The sequence below is a fragment of the Lentzea albida genome (genome assembly GCF_900111005.1).
Taxonomy (GTDB): Bacteria; Actinomycetota; Actinomycetes; order Mycobacteriales; family Pseudonocardiaceae; genus Lentzea; species Lentzea albida.
In genome coordinates this window covers 229,271-248,450 of record NZ_FOFV01000012.1, presented here as the reverse complement: position 1 = coordinate 248,450, position 19,180 = coordinate 229,271, and the positions used below count along the sequence as shown (strand labels likewise).

The following is a 19,180-nucleotide window of genomic DNA, read 5'->3' as shown; positions in this document are numbered from 1 at the left end:
TTTCGGCCATGCGATTTCTGAAGCAGTTGGTCGTCGTGGTGGTCGTGTCGTTCGCCGGTGGAGCCGGTGTGCAGGCCCTGGGCTGGAACTGGCCGCTCACCCTGGTCGCCGGGTTCCTCGCGGCGGCGCTGGCACTGGCCGCCTACGCCTGGATCGTCCGCAGGACCGAACACCGCGAGCCCACCGAGGTCTCGGTGAAGACCGCACCGGGCGCGCTCGGCCGCGGTGTCCTCATCGGACTCGCGATGTTCGGTGCGGTGATCGTCAACATCGCGTTCCTCGGCGGGTACGAGGTGCGCGGCATCGGGTCGGTCACCGGCATGATCGCGATCTTCGGGTTCATGGTGGCGGTCGCGGTGACCGAGGAGCTGCTGTACCGCGGCGTGCTGTTCCGGATCGTCGAGGAGAAGATCGGGACGTGGCTCGCGCTGGTGGTGAGCGGGCTGGTGTTCGGGTTCGCGCACCTGCCGAACCCCGGCGCCACGGTGTGGAGCTCGCTCGCCATCGCGATCGAGGCCGGGCTGATGCTCGGCGCCGCCTACGTGGCCACGCGCACCCTCTGGGTGCCGATCGGCGTGCACTTCGCGTGGAACTTCGCGCAGGGCGGCATCTTCAGCACCAGCGTGTCCGGCAAGGACGCTCCGCAGGGGCTGCTGGACGGCGTCACGTCCGGCCCGGCGATCCTCACCGGTGGCGAGTTCGGACCCGAGGCCAGCGCGTACTCGGTGCTGGCGGGCGTGGTCGTGACGGCGGCGTTCCTGTGGCTGGCCAAGCGCCGGGGCACGTTCGTGCCGCGCCGGGGCCGTGCCGCGTCGGCCGCTACGCTCGACGCGTGATCAGCCTCCAGCGGTGGCGCGGCTGGGACGTCCGCGTCCAGGACGCGCCACTCGCGCTGTTGCTCGCGCTGGGGTCGGTCGTGCCCGCGCTGCACGACAAGGGCACCCAGCTCGGCGGGCTGCCGAACCGGCCGTTCGACCTGCTCGCGATCGCGGTCATCGCCTTCGAGTGCCTGCCGCTGGTCGTGCGCCGCAAGTGGCCGCTGCTCTGCCTCGTGGTGGTGTCGATCGCGTTCGCCGTCGACCAGTTGCGCGGCTACCACACCGTCGCCGGGACGGCGCTGCCGATCGCGTTGATCAGCGCCGGCCTGCACGTGTCGCGTCACCGGCGCGCCACCGTGATCGCGCTGACCGCCGGCTACGCGGGACTGGCCGTCGCGTTGCAGCTCCGCGGGGCGACCGAGGGCGTGGCCGGGTTCGTGACCTTCTACCTGGCGATCGCCGCCGCGTGGGGCGTCGGGGCGTGGCTGCGGCTCTCCCGCGAGGCCGAGGCCGAACGCCGCCGGCACGTCGCCGCGGCCACGCGGGTCGCGGAACGGACGACGATCGCCCGCGAGCTGCACGACGTGGTCACCCACCACGTCACGGCGATGGTGGTGCAGGCGGAGGCCGCGCGATACCTGACGGCGGCGCCCGAGCGGCTCGACCAGACGTTGCGGACGATCACCGACACCGGACGCCGGTCGCTGACCGACCTGCGGCACCTGCTGGACCTGCTGAACCCCGACCACAGCACCGAGTCGGTCGGTGATCTGCGCACGCTCGTCGAGCAGACGCGGCTGGCCGGGCAGCCCGTCGAGTTCGCGGAGGAAGGCGAGTCGACCCGGGACGCGGGCAGTGCTGAGGCCGTCGCGTACCGGGTCGTGCAGGAGGCGTTGACGAACGCGCTGAAGTACGCGCACGGCAACCCGACGAACGTGTACGTCCGTTACGGCGAAAGGGACATCACCGTGGAGGTCGGCACCGAGGGCGCGAAGTCGTCCGCCCCGGTCGGCGGCAGCGGGCGCGGCCTGGCCGGGCTGCGCGAGCGCGTCGACGTGCTGGGCGGCGAGTTCTCGGCGGGGCGGCGGGACGGCGGCTTCGTGGTGAGGGCCCGCATCCCCGCGGGGAGCCCGGCGTGACCGTGCGCGTCCTGGTGTGCGACGACCAGGCGCTGATCCGCACCGGGTTCGCCACCATCATCGACTCCCAGCCGGACCTCGAGGTCGTGGGGGAGTGCGGTGACGGGCGCGCGGCGGTCGAGCTGGCCGGGCGGTTGAGGCCGGACGTGGTCGTGATGGACGTGCGGATGCCGGTGCTCGACGGCATCGGGGCGACCCGGTTGCTCGCGGGCGCCGGCGTGCCCGATCCCGTCAAGGTCCTCGTGGTCACGACGTTCAACCTGGACGAGTACGTCTACGAGGCGCTGCGGGCCGGTGCCAGCGGGTTCCTGCTCAAGGACGCGCCCCCGTCGCAGCTGCTGCAGGGCATCAGGACGGTCGCGAGCGGTGCCGCCCTGCTCGCGCCGGAGGTCACGCGGCAGCTGGTGGGGAGGTTCGCCGCGCGCATCCGGCCGGTGGAGGAGGTCGCGGAGACCCAGCTGGCGCCCCGGGAGCTCGAGGTGCTCAAGCTGATCGCGGAGGGCCTGTCCAACAGCGAGATCGCCGCTGCCCTGGTGATCAGCCAGGAGACGGTGAAGACGTACGTGTCGCGCATCCTCACCAAGCTCGACCTGCGCGACCGCGTGCAGGCCGTCGTCTACGCGTACCGCCGCGGGCTGGTGACCTGATCCCTTACCGAGGAATTACAAGACGTGACGTGATCGTCACGAAGCGGTAAGAACCAGGACCATGAGAATCCCTGCGATCCTGTCGATCGTTCTCGCCGCCGGTGCGCTGCTGACGCCGTCGGCCGCGGCCCAGCGTCCCGTCTGGTTCACCTCGTGGGCCGCGTCGCAGCAGCACCTCGCGCCCGTCACGCTGCACGACCAGTCCCTGCGCATGATCACGCACCTCAGCCAGGGCGGCAGCGCGGTCCGGATCCGGGTGCAGAACACGTTCGGCACGCGGCCGTTGACGGTCGACCGCACCACGGTCGGCCTGAGCACCGGCGGCGCGACCGTGGCGGGGACGCGCGACGTGACGTTCGGCGGCCGCCGGGCGGTCACGATCCCCGCCGGGGGAGAGGTGTGGAGCGACAGGACGTCGCTGACCACCGGGCCGGACACCGACCTCGCGGTCAGCATGTACGTCTCCGGCGACGTCGTGCCAGGCCGGCACGAGGCCGCGTTCCGCGAGAACTACCTGACCCCGCCCGGTTCCGGCTCGCACACCACCGACCAGGGCGCCGCGTACACGGAGAAGGTCCAGTCGACCTACCTGGTCAGCGCGGTCGACGTCCTGAACCCCCGCCTGACGGGCACGGCCGTGTCGTTCGGCAGCTCCGTCGTCGACGGCGTTGGCAGCACCAACTGCGGGCCGGGCTGCACCGAGCTCGGCACCAACAAGCGCTGGAGCGACCTGCTGGCCCGCCGGGTCGTGGCCTCCTCGCGGCCCCAGATCGCCGTCGCCAACGCCGGGATCAACGGCACGACCAGCTCGGTCTGCCCCAACAGCCCGGCGGGTGTCGCCGGGCTGGATGCGTTGTCGCGCCTGGAAAGGGACGTTCTCGCGCTGCACGGCGTCACCGACGTCATCTACTACTACGGCACGAACGATCTCGCGAACGGTTGCACCGCCGAGAGCATCCTCACCAGCTACCGCGCGGTGTTCCAGCGGCTGCGCCAGGCCGGGATCGCGGTGCACGTCACCCCGATCACGCCCCGGCCCGGCTACAGCGACCAGAACAACCGCGACCGCAACACTGTCAACGAGTTCGTGCGGCGCGGCGGCGACTGCTCGGACACCTGCGCGTCGGTGCAGGACTTCGACCAGGTGCTCAAGGACCCGGTCAAGCCGAACAGCATCGACCCGCGCTACGACACCGGTGACGGCGTGCACGTGAACATCGCGGGCCAGCAGGCGATCGCCGAGTACATCGCCCTGGAGGACCTCTCGTAGGTCAGCGACGCCCGCCGCGTGCGCTGTAGGCGGCGATCCCGGCCACGAACAGCACAGCGGCCGTCCACCTCGTCAGCGCGTCGTCCGGGGAGCCCAGCGGCCAGGTGACGATCCGGCCGGTCACCGACCCGGCAGGGGGCATGATCGCCGCCACCGCCCACCACAGCACCGGCGCGACGGGCGCGAACCGGGCTCCGGCCACCGCGGCCGCGAGCCCGGCCAGGCCGATCATCCCCGCCGTGTCGCGCACGACGAACGCGGCGGGGAACGGCTCGTAGCCGAGTTCCTGGACCAGCAGCACCGAGGCCGTGGCCAGGACGGCGGCGGTGAGCAGGTGCCCGAACCGGTAGAGCGGCCAGGGGAACGCGGCCGACCGGTCGAGCTCCGGGTCCTGGCCGGTGAGACCGACCGTGGTCACCAGGACGGCGGCCAGGCTCGTCAGCGACGCGCTGAGCGGCGTCCAGGGCGAGTGCAGTGCCGACCACGCGACCAGCACCACGACGGGAAGTGCCACCACGGCGGCAGGTACTCCACGCGAGCGGGCGTACAGCGCGAGCGGCCTCATCGCGTCCCCTTCAGCACGTCGAGAACGCGTTCGGAGTCCTCGCACGTGAGCAACATCCGCCGGGCCTGTGCGACGCTGTTCAGCTGCTCCTGGGCGGACCGGCCGCGGAACTGCTGCCAGGCCTGGTCGATCTCGCCCCGCATCCGGCCGTTGTTCCACATGAAGATGTCGGACGCCAGTCCGGCCAGTTCGCCGTTGAAGTAGCCGGCCGTGACGTAGCGGACCACGGTCTCGTAGGTGTTGGAGGTGTTCGGCCCGGAGCACCCCGCGACGCCCGCACCCGCGAGCAGTTCGAGCCGCAGTTCGTCCTCCGACATGGTCACAGGCCTGGGAAACCCGTCCGACGGCACGTAGACGATCCGCTGATCCCGTTGTGGTGCGACGAGATGGGCCATCGCCGACGTGTCCTCGCGGACCTCCCTCGGCGCGTCGGGCAGCACGGCGAGCTTGGCCAGCGCCGCCCGTCCCGCCGCGGCCACCACCGGCAGCCTGTCCTGGTGCGCCCGGCTGACGCACACCTCGCCGTCGCAGACGAGCTCGCTCGCGATGGAGTCCGGGACCAGCACGTCCGAGTACTTGACCGGCATGATCGACAGCGCGAGGGCGAGGGCGAGCCCCGCCGGGACGAGTGCTGCCAGCCGTCCGAGGTGGGACCTGGCGACGAGCAGGAGGAACGCCGTCACGCCCAGGCCGGTGAACCACGCGATCTGGCCGAGGTCCACCGACGTCGAGGTGGTGATCAGGTCCGAGCTCGGGGCGTCGAGCACGGGCGCCAGCAGGGCGAGCCGGGAGATCTCGTCGCCGGGGGAGCGGACCTCGAGCGCGCGCCCGGCCGTCGTCGCGAGCATGAACGTCGCGACCAGCGCCACCGGCACGGTCAGCGGGTGCGGCAGGAGCCTGCCGATCGCGAGTCCGACCAGGACGCTCGACGCCAGCGCGAGCACGACCGTGATCATGAGCGGGACGAACCCGATGGACACGAAACCGCCGCCCAGCGCCACCTTGGCCACCAGACCGGCGCAGAGCGCCGCGGTGGCCACCGCGACGACTCCGGCCACCGCGGCCGAGAGCGTGCCGAGCCGGACCCAGCCCGGCCGTGAGGTGGTGGCGAACAGCTCCGTCACCCGTGCGCGGCTGTCCCGCATGCCCTGGAACACGGCCAGCCCGACCACGAGGGCCCACACGTACGCGAGCGGCAGGCGGAACGCGAGCACCACCGAGGTCGAGTTTCCCGACCACCGCACGCTCGACGTCATGACCAGCAACAGCATTCCCGTGCCGGACACCAGGACCAGCAGGCCCGCCCAGAGCGCGGTGGAGCGCCGCAGTTCGATGCGCAGTCCGCTCACCAGGCACCTCCGGCGTTCGCGCTGATCAGCGCCGAGTAGCCGCGTTCGATGGGGCTGTCGCCGACGTGCTCGGTCGTGCCCGCGGTGGCGAGGTCGGCCGGAGTTCCCCGGAACACCAGCGATCCCTCGCTGACGAGCACCACGTCCGTGCAGGCCGCCGCGACGTCCTCGACCAGGTGGGTGGAGATCAGCACGCAGGAGCTGCGGCCCAGTTCGGCGACGAGTTCGCGGAACCGCAGGCGTTGCGCGGGATCCAGGCCGACCGTGGGTTCGTCGAGCAGCAGCACGTCGGGGGAGTTGACGATGGCCTGCGCGATGCCGACCCTGCGGACCATGCCGCCGGACAACGACTTCATGCGGTCCTCGGCGCGGTCGGTGAGCCCGACCCGTTCGAGCGCTGTCTTCACGGCCCCGGGGATGCGTGCGGACGGCATCTCCTTGAGCCACGCCAGGTACTCGACGAACTCGCGCACCTTGAACCGCTTGTAGTAGCCGAAGTGCTGAGGCAGGTAACCGAGCCTGCGCCGCACCGGCCTCAGCTTCCCGTTCGCCGGACTTCCCAGCAAGGACAGCGTTCCCGACGTCGGGGACTGCACCGTCGCCAGCGTGCGGATCAACGTCGTCTTGCCCGCGCCGTTGGGGCCGAGCAGGCCGTGCACGCCCTGACCGAGCCTGAGGCTCAAGCCGTTCACCGCGTTGCGCTTGCCCAACCGCACCACCAGGCTGTCGGCTTCGATCGCCTGCATCCCGTTCTCCCTCAAGTGGTTCGCCGCTTCCACCCGGCTAGACGGTGGGGTGGCTCCCGTGGTTCTCGGTGTGGTGTGATCTGGGTCTCGGTCACCAAGATCCGGGGCGGTGGGGGAAGCCGAGGACGGCGCTGTAACCGCGTTCGATGGGGCTGTCACCGGGGTGCTGCCCGGTGCCCTTCGCCGCGAGCTGGTCCGGGGTGCCCTGGAAGACGAGTTTCCCTTGGGAGAGCAGCAGAACGTCCGTGCACGCGGCCGCCACGTCCTCCACCAGGTGCGTCGAGACGAGGACGCACGTGTCGGTGCCGATCTCCGTGAGCAGCTCGCGGAACTTGAGGCGCTGCGCGGGATCGAGGCCCGCGGTGGGTTCGTCCAGGAGCAGGACCTCGGGGTCGTTGACGATGGCCTGCGCGATGCCGACCCGGCGGATCATGCCGCCGGACAACGTCTTCAGCCTGTCGTCGGCCCGGTCGGCGAGCCCGACCCGTTCGACGGCGCGTTGCACGGCCGCCGGGATGTCGCGCATCTCCTTGAGCCACGCCACGTACGCGACGAACTCGCGGACCGTGAACCGGCGGTAGTGCCCGAACTCCTGCGGCAGGTAGCCGACCCGGCGGCGCAGTTCGCGCAACTCCATGCCGCCCAACAGGTTCAGCTCGCCGCTCGCCGGCTTCAGGACGGTGGCGAGCGCGCGGATGAGCGTCGTCTTGCCGGCACCGTTGGGTCCGAGGAGCCCGTGCACGCCCCGCCCCAGCGCGAGCGTGACGCCGTCGACGGCCATCTTCCGGCCGGCCCTGACCCGCAGGTCCCTGGCCTCGATCTCCCAGGCGTAGGTGGTGGGCGCGGTCATCGGTTCCCCTCCAGCCGCGTGAACGTCATCCGCCGCACCGCCGTCACGACGAGCCCCGCGACGAGCAGCCCGGCCCACACCGGCGTGGCGGCCTGGTCGAACGCCAAGGCGGTGCGGCTGAACGCGATCGTCGGCGCCACGATCACCACGGCCCACGCCGCGACGAGCACGACCGCGGCCCGCGTGACACCGATGAGCGTGCCGAGGGCGAGCGTGCCGACCGTGAACGCCAGGCACGGCAACAACCACCGCACGACACCGATGCCGGTGAGCAGGCCGGCGGCCGCCAGCCCGGGAACCGTGACGGCCAGCACCGCGGCCGTCCGCCGCAACACCAGCGGCAACCCCGCCCGAGGCGTGGCGGCGGTCAACTCGTGCGCCGGGTCCAGCGACCGCCCCCACGACGCCGCGACCCCGAGCACCGGCAGCACCGGCGCGACGAGCACGACCAGCGACACCCGGTCACCCACCACGACCCCCACCCGGTCGAGCGCCACGGCCGCCGCCGTGACCAGCAGGATCATCGCGAGCCACGGCCCCGCCGCGGGCGACACCCACGCGTGCACCCGCCGCCACGCCCTTGTGCGCGGCATCTGGGGTGTGGCGTCGAGCAACGGTTCGAGCCCCGCCCACACGGCCTCGGCGATCGGCTCGGGCGCGAGCCTGCCGCGGCACGGACCGCACGACTCCAGGTGCGACTCGACGGCCCACAGCTGGTCGGCGGGAATGTCCTGGTCGTGCGAGTAGCGGTGCAGCAGCTGATCGCTCGGGTGAGCGGTCCCGCCGCGTGGTCCCCGGTTCATGCCAGCGCCTCCCTCATAGCGATCCGGGCCCGCCGGGCACGGGTCTTGACCGTCCCCTCCGGCACCCCGAGCAGCACCGACGTTTCCCGCACCGACAACCCGTCGAGCACCATCGCCTGCAACACCTGCCGCAACTCGGGCGCCAACCGCCGCAACGCGTCCCCGACCTCGTCCCCGACCACCCCGTCGAGCACCGCCTCGTCGGCAGGCGCCACCGTCCCCGGCGCCGCAGCCGCAGGAGGCGCGGCGTGGTGCGCCCGCCGCCGGAACGCGTCGATCAACCGCCGCGCCGCAATGGTCCACAACCACCCGACCGCACTCCCACCGGCAGCCGCCCCGGCGAACGCGTCCGCCGCCCGCCACACCGCCAGATAGGTCTCCTGCAGCACCTCGGCCACGATCTGCTCGTCCGCGCACCGCCGGCGCAGCCGGACGGTCAGCCACGGCGACGTGCGGCGGTACAGCTCCTCGAACGCACGCCGGTCACCTCGTGCGACTCGGCGCACGAGCTGCTCCTCGTCGAGGTCGGCCGGCTCACCCCGGATGGCTCTCACACTCCGCAAGACGTGGGGATCACGGGTCAGGTTCTCGTGCCGGTGTGGCGTGCGTCACCACGGCACGCCGGTGGGCGCTGGTGGTCGGGCGCGCAGGGCTGGTGCGCTGGCGGGGCTGTGGTCGCGGAGGGCCGGGAGTGGGGAAGCGGGATGGGTGGGCCGGTGCTGGCGGTGTGAAGGCCGGTTGGGGTGAAGGGCTGGTGGCGTGAGGAGGGCTGGTGGCTGCCGAGCGGCGGTAGGTGCCGCAGAGCTGGCGGGTGCCGAGTGCTGTTGGGCGAGGAAGCGCTGGTGGGCAGGGTGGCGCCGCAGGCCCGGAGAGCGTCGATGCCACGGCCCGGACCGCAAGCCGCGCCCGTGCCCGCGGACACGGTGCAGGCCAACAACGTCGCCTCACCCCACTCTATGACTTCAGTGCAGACCAAAACTAATCCGGCGCCATCGGCAGCCCCACCGCCAGCGTCAACTCCAAAACCCGCTGCGGAGACCCCAGATCCGGAAACAGGTCCCGAAGCTGCCCCATCCGGTACCGAACGGTCTGCGGGTGCACGAACAACGCCGCCGCCACCTCCTCCCGCCGCCCGTGGTGCAACAACCACGCCCGCAACGTCTCCTCCAACCGCCGCGCAGACGTGGTAGGCAACTCCAGCAACGGAGCCAACACACGCGCACGGAGGTCCGCGTAAGCGTCAGGATCAGCGCTCAACACGAGAGAGGCGAGGTGCTCCTCGGTGTCGCGGATGTCAGCAGAGAGCGACCGAGCACGCACGGCCCGTTCGTACGACGCGCACGCACGCATCCAAGGACGGGCAGGTCCGACGACGGCGTTGCGGCCGATGAGCTGCCGCAGGAGATGCGACCGGTCGGCGTCCGGCACCAGCAGCACGCCCATGGAGTCCGGCAGGTCGTCCAGCACCAGGGTGCCGGGGTCGAGCAGCCGGTAGGCGGGCCTGGCCTGGAAGGCGGGCAGCAGCACCACGGTCAGCGTCACGGGCGGTTGCCAGCCGGCGCGTCCCGCGGAGGCCAGCAGCACCTCGGTGCTCGCGCCGGCGAGCAGGTCGCGGGCCAGTTGTTCGAGGTGGCGCTCGTGGGCGAGGCCTCGGGCGGCCAGTTCGTCGGCGTGGCCCGCGGCCGAGGCCGCGGACAGCTCGTCGATGTAGGCGAAGGTCAGTTCGGCGAACTTCGCGACCTCGGCGGCCGGCAGACCTGCTGGTACGGCGCCTGCGGCCAGGCCTCGCCAGGCCACGCGGGCGCCTACCCGGTAGGCGCTCAGCAGGGCGTCCATCGAGCGGCCGTCGCGGACCTCGCCCCTGCCCAGTTCGTAGGCGGCGTCGCTCGCGTCGCCTCCTCCGCCTGTGCCTCCGGCGAGGTCCAAGTAGTGTCCTAGCGCCGTTCGAACCGCACGGCGGATAGTGCTGCCCATGCGTCCGGAGAGGGCGTTCGCGTACGACGGCACCTCGGCGATGATGGCGCGGACCACCTCGTCCGCGGTCGGCCGCAACACCGCCCGAAGTGCGGTGACGGTCTTCTCGTCGAGGGCGAGTTCGGTGGCTCTCCTCATTGCGTGCGTCATGATTTGTTCCCTGCGAACAATCTGAAGGTTCAAATTCACGTCCTGCGGACAGGACTTTACGCCCTGAGGCGCATCAAGCTGGAGTCATGACGAGTGCCGCCCTCCGCAGCAGGGCGTGGAAGTTCCTTGAGCTGGTCACGACGCCACTGCTGCCGTCCGACTACCTCGACCTGGTGAGCCCCCTCCGGGCGGGTGCTGACCTGCGCGGCCGCATCGAGGCCGTGCACCGCGAGACAGACGATGCCGCGACCATCGTGATCCGGCCCGGCAAGGGCTGGCGCGGTCACGTCGCCGGCCAGTACGTCCGGATCGGGATCGACGTCGACGGCGTGCGCCTGTGGCGCGCGTACTCGGTGACGTCGCCGACCAACCGCGCCGACGGTCGCATCACGATCACCGTGAAGGCCATCCCCGGCGGCAAGGTGAGCAACCACCTGGTCCGCAAGGCCAAGCCCGGCACGATCATCCAGCTCGACCAGGCCACCGGCGAGTTCGTGCTGCCGAGGCAGGCCCCGGCCAAGGTGCTCTACCTGACGGCCGGCAGCGGCATCACGCCCGCGATGGGCATGCTGCGCGACGCCAGGCTCGCCGACGTCGTGATGGTGCACTCCGCGCCGCGCAAGGAAGACGTGATCTTCCGCAACGACCTGCACGACCTGGTCGCGGACAAGGCCCTCACGCTCAAAGAGCTGCACACCGACACCGACGGCATGCTCGACGTCGCGAAGTTGCACGAGCTGGTGCCCGATTGGGCCGAGCGCGAGACGTGGGCCTGCGGTCCGGCCGGTCTGCTCGACGCCGCCGAGGCGCACTGGGCCGAGCACGGCATCGCCGAGAAGCTCCACACCGAGCGGTTCCGCCCCACGGTCGTCGTGGCGGGCGAGGGTGGCGAGGTCACGTTCGGCAAGACCGGCAAGACGGTCGAGGCCGACGGCGCCACGCCGCTGCTGAACGTCGGCGAGGAAGCCGGTGTGCTGATGCCGTCGGGTTGCCGCATGGGCATCTGCTTCGGCTGCGTGACGCCGCTGAAGTCCGGCGCGGTGAGAGACCTGCGCACCGGCGAGATCACCGAGGCCGACGACGGCCCCGCCGCCCACGTGCTGGTCCAGACCTGCGTGTCCGCGGCCGCCGGGCCCTGCGAACTCGAACGCTAGCCCCACCACAGACCTTCTTCCCCCGCGAAGTGGCCCACCCCCCAGCCACTGCTCCCCCCGAAAGCGAGCTTCATGACCGCCATCGACCCCACCGCCCACCTGACCGACGAGCAGATCGAGGAGCTCGGCCGCGAACTCGACGCGATCCGCGACGAGGTCATCGCGAGCCGCGGCGAGAAGGACGCGGCCTACATCCGCAAGGTCATCTCGGCGCAGCGCAAGCTGGAGCTGACGAGCCGCGGCATCCTGCTGTTCTCGTTCTTCCCGCCCGCGTGGATCATCGGCACCGCCGGCCTGTCCGTGGCGAAGATCATGGACAACATGGAGATCGGCCACAACATCCTGCACGGCCAGTGGGACTGGATGCGCGACCCGAAGATCCACTCCACCACCTGGGAGTGGGACCACGTGTCCCCGGCCGATCAGTGGAAGCACTCGCACAACGAGCTGCACCACACGTACACCAACGTGATCGGCAAGGACAACGACCTCGGCTACGGCATCATGCGCGTCGACGAGGACCAGAAGTGGCACCCGATGCACCTCGGGCAGCCGGTGTGGAACTTCATCAACGCCTGCTTCTTCGAGTACGGCATCGCCGCGTACGACCTGGAGCTCGGCAAGAACCTGCACAAGCGCCGCCGCAAGAACCCCGAGTTCCGCGCGCGGGCCAAGGCCGTGGGCCGCAAGATCCGCAAGCAGGTGCTCAAGGACTACGTGATCCACCCGCTGCTGTCGGGCCCGTCGTTCCTCACGACGCTCGCCGCGACGTTCACCGCGAACCTGATCCGCAACCTGTGGTCGCACTCGGTGATCATGTGCGGTCACTTCCCCGAGGGCGTGCAGACCTTCGAGCGCCGCTCGATCAAGGGCGAGACGCGCGGCCAGTGGTACCTGCGCCAGATGATGGGTTCCGCGAACATCAGCGGCAGCAAGGCCATGCACTTCATGACGGGCAACCTGTCGCACCAGATCGAGCACCACCTGTTCCCCGACCTGCCGAGCAACCGGTACGCCGAGGTCGCGGTGAAGGTCAAGGCGCTGTTCGAGAAGTACGAGCTCGACTACGTGACCGGCCCGCTGCCCAAGCAGGTCTTCTCGGCGTGGCACAAGGTCTTCCGCCTGTCGCTGCCGAACCGCAAGCCGAAGGTCAAGAAGACCGCGGACCGTGACAAGGAACTGGTCGCGGCCTGAGACAAGCAATGGTTTAGATCTTTCGGCCGTACCGGCGACACCGCCGAGTTCGGTGAGATTCCTTCGTAGGGCCCGAGCGACACCCCTGCTGCTTCATCGGGCCCTCCGACGGAGGAACCTATGCGAAGGGTCTACCTCGTCGCGGCCACCCTGCTCACGGCCGCGACGATCCACACGCCTGCCACGAACGCGGCCCCCGCGGCCGCGGCGATCACCGAAACCGTCTACGTCGAGTCCACGATCGACAGTGACTCCGACGGCAAGCTCGACCGCATCGCGGCCGACGTCATGCGGCCCGACACGGCCGAACGCGTGCCGATCGTGATGGAGGCCAGCCCCTACTACGGACTGGGCGCCGCGGCCGCGTCGTCCATGACCGTGCCGCGCGGCTTCGGCCGCTGGTACGACGAGTACTTCGTGCCGCGCGGGTACGCCGTCGTCGAGATGGAGATGCAAGGCACCTCCCGCTCGACCGGCTGCCCGACGACGGGCGGTCCCGAGGACACGGCGAGCGTCCGCGCGGTCGTCGACTGGCTGAACGGCCGCGCGAAGGCGTTCTACGCGGACGGCCGGGCAGCGGTCGCCAGCTGGAGCACCGGCAACGTCGGCATGCTCGGCGTCTCCTACAACGGCACGCTGCCCAACGCGGCGGCCGCGGCGAACATCCCCGGCGTCAAGACGATCGTGCCGATCGCGGCGATCTCCAGCTGGTACGAGTACGCGCGTGACCAGGGGATCGGCTACAAGGGCTGGGAGTCGAACTACCCGACGTACCTCGCCAACTACGTCGTGAGCGCGGCGCAGAAGTCCAAGTGCAAGCCGGTGTTCGACAAGCTGTCCGCCGACGACGGCGACGAGTCGTGGGACTACACGTCGTTCTGGAAGGCCCGCGACTACCGGCCCGGTGCGCAGAACACGACCGCGTCGGTGTTCGTCGTGCACGGCCAGGCCGACTGGAACGTCAAGCCGTCGCAGTTCGGCCGCTGGTGGAAGGAACTCGAGAGCCACGACGTGCCGCGCAAGATCTGGCTGCACCGCGGTGGTCACCTCGACCCGATCTCGTTCCGCCAGGCCGAGTGGCAGCGCGTGATGGGCCTGTGGATGGACCACTGGCTCAAGGGCGCCGACAACGGGATCATGTCCGAGCCCATGGCCGACGTGCAGAAGCCGGACGGCAGCTGGGAGCAGGCCGCCTCGTGGCCGCGCCCGGACACCCGCGACACCACGCTGTACTTCGGTCCTGCGTCCGGTGGCATGTCCGGCTCGCTGACCACCACTCCGGTCACGAGCGGCACGCACCGCCTCGCCGCGAACGCGAACATCAGCGAGGCCAGCATGATGGCCAACCCGGAGACCGCGAACACCAACAGGCTCGCCTACGTGACCCCGCCGCTGACCAAGGACACGCGGTTGTCCGGTGAGGTCAGCCTGACCGTCCGGGTCGCCTCGAACCGGGCGTCGACGCCGCTCACGGCGTTGCTGGTGGACTACGGCCCGAGCACGCAGACCGTGCTGAGCGAACGCAGCCCGTTGCAGCTCTCGACCGAGGTGTGCGGCAAGAACGACCTGCGGGACAAGACCGGCTGCGCCCGTCCGCCGGACGTCTCGGTCCAGGCCGTCACCGCGACGATGCTGACCAAGGGTGCCATCGACGCCAAGAACCGGCTGTCGCTGGAGACCGCGACCCCGTTGCCCACCAACGGGACCACCGCGGACGTCACCTGGAAGCTGCACGCCCGTGACGCGCTGATCCCGGCAGGGCACCGGATCGGCATCGTGCTCGTCACCAACCACAACGCCTACCTGGCGTCGGACTCGGCGGCGAGCGGTGTGTCGCTGAACGTGTCGCTGGGCGCGAGCAAGGTGGTGCTGCCGATCGTCGGGGGAGTGGTGCCCCGCTGACAGCGCAACGGTGAACCGGTGAGCTGACGGACCGGGGCCTGCGCACTTCACAGTGCGCAGGCCCCGGTCTCATTAGCCTGGCGCGATGCTGCTCGCGGCCATCCCGAGTCCGACCCAGGGCGTCTGGCACCTCGGCCCGGTGCCGATCCGCGCCTACGCGTTCTGCATCATCGCCGGCGTCCTCGTCGCCGCCTGGCTGACCGAACGCCGCTACGTCCAGCGCGGCGGCCGGCCCGGGGTGGTCAACCAGATCGCCACCTGGGGCGTGCCGTTCGGCATCGTCGGCGCCCGGCTCTACCACGTGGCCACGTCCTGGCAGCCGTACTTCGGTCCCGGCGGGAACCCCGTGAAGGCCCTGTACATCTGGGAAGGCGGGATGGGCGTCTGGGGCGCGATCGCGTTCGGCGCCCTCGGAGCGTGGATCGGGGCGAAGCGGGCCGGCGTCGCACTACCTCCGCTGGCCGACGCTGCGGCGCCGGGAATCCTGCTGGCGCAGGGGATCGGCCGTCTCGGCAACTGGTTCAACAACGAGGTGTACGGCGCGCCGACCGACCTGCCGTGGGCTCTGACGATCCACGAGTGGGACCAGGCCGCCGGTCGCGCGGTGACCGGGCCGGACGGGCTCGCGGTGGTGCTGGGCACGTTCCACCCGGCGTTCCTGTACGAACTGCTGTGGACCTTCGCCGCGGCCGCGGTGGTGATCTGGGCCGACCGCCGGTTCACCCTCGGGCACGGCCGGGCGTTCGGCCTGTACGTCGTGCTCTACACGCTGGGCAGGCTGTGGATCGAGGCGTTGCGGATCGACGAGGCGAACACGATCCTCGGCCTGCGCCTGAACATCTGGACGTCGGCGCTGGTGTGCCTGGCTGCCGCCGCGCTGACCGCGTGGTCGGCGCGGCGGCATCCGGGCAGGGAGGACCTCAGGTCAGCTTCGGCGCCGAGTTGTACGCCTCCGCCAGCAGCCGCGGGTTCCGGACCGACCTCTGCGGATCGATCGTGACCGTGCGGACCTCACCGGGCAGCAACCAGAAGTAGTTGTCGCTGTACAGGGTCGGCAGCACGCGGTCGGTGCCGTTGCGCTCGCGCAGCGACAGCCGGACCATCGCGGCCACGGTCCTGCCGGTGTTGCGGATGATTGCGGTGTAGCCGTTCTTGGTGGTGCTCAACGTGGTCTGCAGCTGCGTGTAGGCCAACTGGTTGAGCGCGTGCATCGACTCCGGTGTGCGGTAACGCCAGTAGACGTTCTCGGACAACTGCTTGCCTGTGGAGTCGGTGAGGGTCAGGCGCAGCAGGTGGAACGCGGGCAGTGCGTCGTCGAACGGCACGGTGAACAGCTTGCTCGCCGAGGTGGCGGCCACGTCGAGCTTCTGCTGCTGTGCTTGGCCTATCGCCTTGCCGTCCAGGCCGAGCAGCTGCGCCTTGACGGTGGCGCCGGTCAGCGCGGCCGCGGTGTGGTTGACGGCGGTGACCTGCCAGGTCGTCGGGTCGGCCTGGACGTGCCGCTGCTCGCAGCCCTTGCGGGAGCCGTAGTAGCTGCCGTTGACGTCCATGTCGTAGTCGTAGGTCTGCCACACCGTGCTGTGCCACGCGGGGTGCGACATCCACAGCAGCACGCCCGTGGCGTCGTTCCACAGCCGCGAGTTCCACGCCTCGAAGATCGCGCGCATGTTCTCGTAGTTGACGAACTGCGCCTTGCGGGTGAACTCCTCCAGGCTGCTCGACGGCGCGAGGCGGGCGTCGATCGCGGCCTTGTAGCCGTTCGGCTGCTGGTTGCTGTTCTCCGACCAGTCGTGGTGGTACCAGGCCTCCCCGATCGGCCAGCCCGCGTTGCCCTGCCCGACGAGGTTGCGCATGCTCTCGGCCACGGACACCGTGGGCAGGCCGATCTCGCTCCAGAACCCGAACTTCCCGCCCGTGGCCTCGCCGGTGCCGTACGAGCGCGGGTCGACCCACCGGTACGTGCCGTCGCCGGTGATCACGCCGCTCGCCGAGTTCGGCTGGTACATCAGGTCGGTGTTGGTGTGGACGATCTCCCGCAGCACCTTGTCGACGGAGGAGGGCGGGCTGCCCTCGTTGCAGCCGAACCACACCACGCAGCACGGGTGCGAGCGGTAGCGCAGCACGGTGTCCTCGGCCTGCGCGAAGAACTGCTCGTGGTTCGCGGGATCGGACGACCAGCCGAGCCAGAACTCGTTCCACAGCAGGATGCCGTACCGGTCGCAGGCGTCGAACAGCTCCTCGCGGTACGACGAGCCGACCCAGTTGCGGATCATCGTGAAGTTCATGTCCTTGTGCAGCGCGACGGCCGCGTCCGCGCGCGAGGCGGGCATGCGGCGCAGCAGCTCGTCCCAGCCCCAGCTGCCGCCGCGGGCGAAGATCTTGACGCCGTTGACGAGGATGATCAGTGGCTTGGGGGAGTTGTCCTTCGACGCCACGTCGGTCCAGGTGTCGCTGTCCTGCGAGACCTGGATCTTGTACGTGGCGGCGTAGGCGGTCTCCCAGCGCAGGACCACGCGGTCGAACGAGGTGGCGGCGCCGAGGTCGACCTGCACCCACTCGTTGTCGTTGTAGTTCGAGGTCCAGCGCGACTTCGGGTCGCCGTCGGTGACGGCACCGGGTGAGGTCCAGTCGGCGGCCGACGACGCCGTGGCGGTCTTGCCGCGCGCCAGGTCGGTGTCCGGAGCCCCGCTGTCCACCACGGACATCGTGAAGACCGAGAAACCCCAGTTGGTGGCCCGCTTCAGGCCCTGCATCCGGACGTAGCGCGCCTGCTGGGAGGGGAACTCGACGGTCTGCTCGGCGGCACCGTCGACGATCGTGATCGGCAGGTCGTACTGGTAGGTGACCTGGCGGATGCCGAACTTGCGCTTCTTGCGGTCGCTGACCGCGCCACCGACGGTCGCCGTCAGCGTCAGGTCGTGCAGGACGGGCTCGCCGTACCCGTTGGGCCACCACAGCTTCGGGTTCCTGATGCGCAACTGGGGGTGGGTGGCCGGGGCGAAGACGACGTCCGACTCGGCGTTCGGCGGCACGGTGACAGCCTTGCTGACCTCGACGCCGTCGAACTCGGCGGTGACGGTGACGTTCTTCGCGGTGGCCTCGACGTTGCGGACGGGCACGGTGAACGTGACCTCGGCCGTCGTCTTGTCCGGCAGCACGGTGTCGATGCGCGGGTCGCCGACCACCACGGCACCGGTCGAGCGCAACCGGACGTGGTTCCAGATGCCGGAGGCGCGGTCGCGGACGGCGGGCATCCAGTCCCAGCCCGACACCGCGAGGTAGGTGGGGGAGTTCTTGAACATCGTGCTGTTCGCGCCGACCCACGCCTCACCGCGCGGCCCCTTGTCGCCGGGGCTGCCGGGGTACGGCATGGGCGTGATCTTCACGGCCAGGTTCTGGTCGCCGGACCGCTTCAGGGCCGTGGTCACGTCGATCACGGCCCGGCCGAACGGGTTGCTCTGCGCGCCGATCTTGGCTCCGTTGAGCCAGAACTCGGCCTCGTGGTTGATGCCGTCGAACTCGAGCCAGACGTGCCGGCCCGCCGAGGTGTCGAGGCCGCGCGGCAGGCCGAACGTGCGGCGGTACCACCACGTGTGCCGCGACAGGGCCTCCGGGATCTGGAGGTTGTTCATGCCGTGCACCGGATCGGGCAGGTGGCCCTGCTCGACCAGCGACGCGAGCACCGTGCCGGGAACGGTCGCGGGCACCCAGCCGCGGGTGTCGACGCCCGGACCCGACATCGCGGCGCCGTCCTGGACCGGAGCGAGGTCCGCCATGGTGAGCACCCAGCCCGACTCGAGCGGCACCGAGCCGTCAGCGGCCACGGTCAGCGCGGGGTTCTCGTGGTTCTGGACCGGCCAGTTGGTCCAGCCCCGGACGGCGGGGCGGGTGTCACCGCTGGTGCCGAAGACCTGGAGACCGTTGAGGCCCAACGGGTTCGTCGTCGATCTGCGCGTGGCCGAGAACCGGACCCAGCGCCCCTTGACCGCCGGAGCCAACGGGACGGTGACCACGCCACCGGTACCGGACTCGGCGTGGTGGACCGTCCTCCACGTCCGGCCGTCGTCGGACACGTCGAGGTCGAACGCCACCGCGTAACTGGACAGGACCTCCGTGCCGAGGGTCTCGGCCCGCGACGCGTTCGCGTCGAACGCCGGGTCACCGGGCCTCGCCTCGAACGTCAGCACCACCGAACTGATCTCGCACCGCCCCTGCAGGTCGACGACCAGCCACTGCCCGTCGCCCTGCCCGGCCCGCCAGCCGGAGCCCCGCACCCCGACCTGCGCCAGACCGTCCACGGCGAACTGCCCCGGCGTGGCCGCGTAGTCCGTCGACGACACCGACACGGGCCGGAACAACGCGAGGTCGATCTCTTCCCGCTGTGCCACCTCCGGCGCGGCCGACGCGGTCCTCGCCAGGAGGCCGCTCACGCCGAACCCGGCGAGCAATCCGCCTCCCACGCCCAGCGCCTGTCGCCGCGACACGCCGCTGCCGAAGTCCTGCGCCATTGCGAGCTCCGATCCCTGTCCTGACAACGTTGCCAGAAAGCTTCGGTCTCGTTACCTGGCTGGTCAACAAGACAAGCGAGACAGGATTTGGCGACGCAGACATCGATGTCA

General features: G+C 70.6%; 16 protein-coding genes. 8 read left to right on the top strand and 8 right to left on the bottom strand.

What is annotated here, in order from left to right; translation table 11 throughout:
* Nucleotides 1–8 precede the first annotated feature (8 nt).
* The 4 genes from BMY74_RS28120 (at nt 9) to BMY74_RS28105 (ending at nt 3,874) form a co-directional block, all read left to right on the top strand.
* Nucleotides 9–836, top strand: a complete 828-nt coding sequence (locus BMY74_RS28120; protein WP_089921433.1) for a CPBP family intramembrane glutamic endopeptidase — start codon at nt 9–11, stop codon at nt 834–836.
* Complete coding sequence (locus BMY74_RS28115; RefSeq protein ID WP_089921431.1) at nt 833–1,957, top strand: sensor histidine kinase; 1,125 nt, start codon at nt 833–835, stop codon at nt 1,955–1,957. Before BMY74_RS28120 ends, BMY74_RS28115 begins: the two co-directional genes overlap by 4 nt.
* Nucleotides 1,954–2,604: a response regulator gene (locus BMY74_RS28110; RefSeq protein WP_089921428.1), complete on the top strand. Its 651-nt coding sequence runs from the start codon at nt 1,954–1,956 to the stop codon at nt 2,602–2,604. Before BMY74_RS28115 ends, BMY74_RS28110 begins: the two co-directional genes overlap by 4 nt.
* Before the next feature lie 61 nt (nt 2,605–2,665).
* Nucleotides 2,666–3,874: a GDSL-type esterase/lipase family protein gene (locus BMY74_RS28105; RefSeq protein ID WP_089921425.1), complete on the top strand. Its 1,209-nt coding sequence runs from the start codon at nt 2,666–2,668 to the stop codon at nt 3,872–3,874.
* A gap of 1 nt (nt 3,875) precedes the next feature.
* Here the strand turns inward: BMY74_RS28105 and BMY74_RS28100 are convergent, their stop codons facing one another.
* The 7 genes from BMY74_RS28100 to BMY74_RS28070 all read right to left on the bottom strand — a co-directional run bounded on the left by BMY74_RS28100 (nt 3,876) and on the right by BMY74_RS28070 (nt 10,311).
* Entirely contained in the window at nt 3,876–4,439 is a 564-nt protein-coding gene (locus tag BMY74_RS28100; RefSeq protein WP_143091729.1) for a hypothetical protein, read from the bottom strand.
* Entirely contained in the window at nt 4,436–5,788 is a 1,353-nt protein-coding gene (locus BMY74_RS28095) for a hypothetical protein (protein ID WP_089921420.1), read from the bottom strand. The genes BMY74_RS28100 and BMY74_RS28095 overlap by 4 nt, the downstream gene beginning before the upstream one ends.
* Nucleotides 5,785–6,534 carry an ABC transporter ATP-binding protein gene (locus tag BMY74_RS28090; RefSeq protein WP_089921505.1) on the bottom strand — a complete coding sequence of 250 codons (750 nt, stop codon included), beginning with the start codon at nt 6,532–6,534 and terminating at the stop codon, nt 5,785–5,787. The genes BMY74_RS28095 and BMY74_RS28090 overlap by 4 nt, the downstream gene beginning before the upstream one ends.
* Before the next feature lie 91 nt (nt 6,535–6,625).
* On the bottom strand, nt 6,626–7,384 hold the full coding sequence (locus tag BMY74_RS28085) for an ABC transporter ATP-binding protein (RefSeq protein WP_089921418.1): 759 nt from the start codon (nt 7,382–7,384) through the stop codon (nt 6,626–6,628).
* On the bottom strand, nt 7,381–8,187 hold the full coding sequence (locus tag BMY74_RS28080; protein WP_245786401.1) for a zf-HC2 domain-containing protein: 807 nt from the start codon (nt 8,185–8,187) through the stop codon (nt 7,381–7,383). Before BMY74_RS28080 ends, BMY74_RS28085 begins: the two co-directional genes overlap by 4 nt.
* Nucleotides 8,184–8,732, bottom strand: coding sequence for an RNA polymerase sigma factor (locus BMY74_RS28075; protein ID WP_089921503.1), 549 nt, complete (start codon nt 8,730–8,732; stop codon nt 8,184–8,186). The genes BMY74_RS28080 and BMY74_RS28075 overlap by 4 nt, the downstream gene beginning before the upstream one ends.
* A 433-nt stretch (nt 8,733–9,165) precedes the next feature.
* Nucleotides 9,166–10,311, bottom strand: a complete 1,146-nt coding sequence (locus tag BMY74_RS28070) for a PucR family transcriptional regulator (RefSeq protein ID WP_089921416.1) — start codon at nt 10,309–10,311, stop codon at nt 9,166–9,168.
* 86 nt (nt 10,312–10,397) lie between these two features.
* Here BMY74_RS28070 and BMY74_RS28065 point away from each other — a divergent pair, with 86 nt between their 5' ends.
* The 4 genes from BMY74_RS28065 (at nt 10,398) to lgt (ending at nt 15,561) form a co-directional block, all read left to right on the top strand.
* Nucleotides 10,398–11,465 (top strand): ferredoxin reductase, encoded by a 1,068-nt coding sequence (locus BMY74_RS28065; protein ID WP_089921414.1) that lies wholly within the window; start codon nt 10,398–10,400, stop codon nt 11,463–11,465.
* Nucleotides 11,466–11,537: 72 nt separating this feature from the next.
* Nucleotides 11,538–12,659 carry a fatty acid desaturase family protein gene (locus BMY74_RS28060; protein ID WP_089921411.1) on the top strand — a complete coding sequence of 374 codons (1,122 nt, stop codon included), beginning with the start codon at nt 11,538–11,540 and terminating at the stop codon, nt 12,657–12,659.
* Between the two features lie 120 nt (nt 12,660–12,779).
* Nucleotides 12,780–14,561 carry a CocE/NonD family hydrolase gene (locus BMY74_RS28055; RefSeq protein WP_089921409.1) on the top strand — a complete coding sequence of 594 codons (1,782 nt, stop codon included), beginning with the start codon at nt 12,780–12,782 and terminating at the stop codon, nt 14,559–14,561.
* Between the two features lie 85 nt (nt 14,562–14,646).
* The gene (gene lgt, locus BMY74_RS28050; protein ID WP_089921406.1) at nt 14,647–15,561 is read left to right on the top strand and encodes a prolipoprotein diacylglyceryl transferase; all 915 of its coding nucleotides are present in this window, start codon (nt 14,647–14,649) and stop codon (nt 15,559–15,561) included.
* On the opposite strand, the gene BMY74_RS28045 is transcribed toward lgt, so the two are convergent.
* The gene (locus BMY74_RS28045; protein ID WP_089921404.1) at nt 15,482–19,069 is read right to left on the bottom strand and encodes a discoidin domain-containing protein; all 3,588 of its coding nucleotides are present in this window, start codon (nt 19,067–19,069) and stop codon (nt 15,482–15,484) included. The two genes, lgt and BMY74_RS28045, sit on opposite strands and share 80 nt — an antisense overlap.
* Nucleotides 19,070–19,180 lie beyond the last annotated feature (111 nt).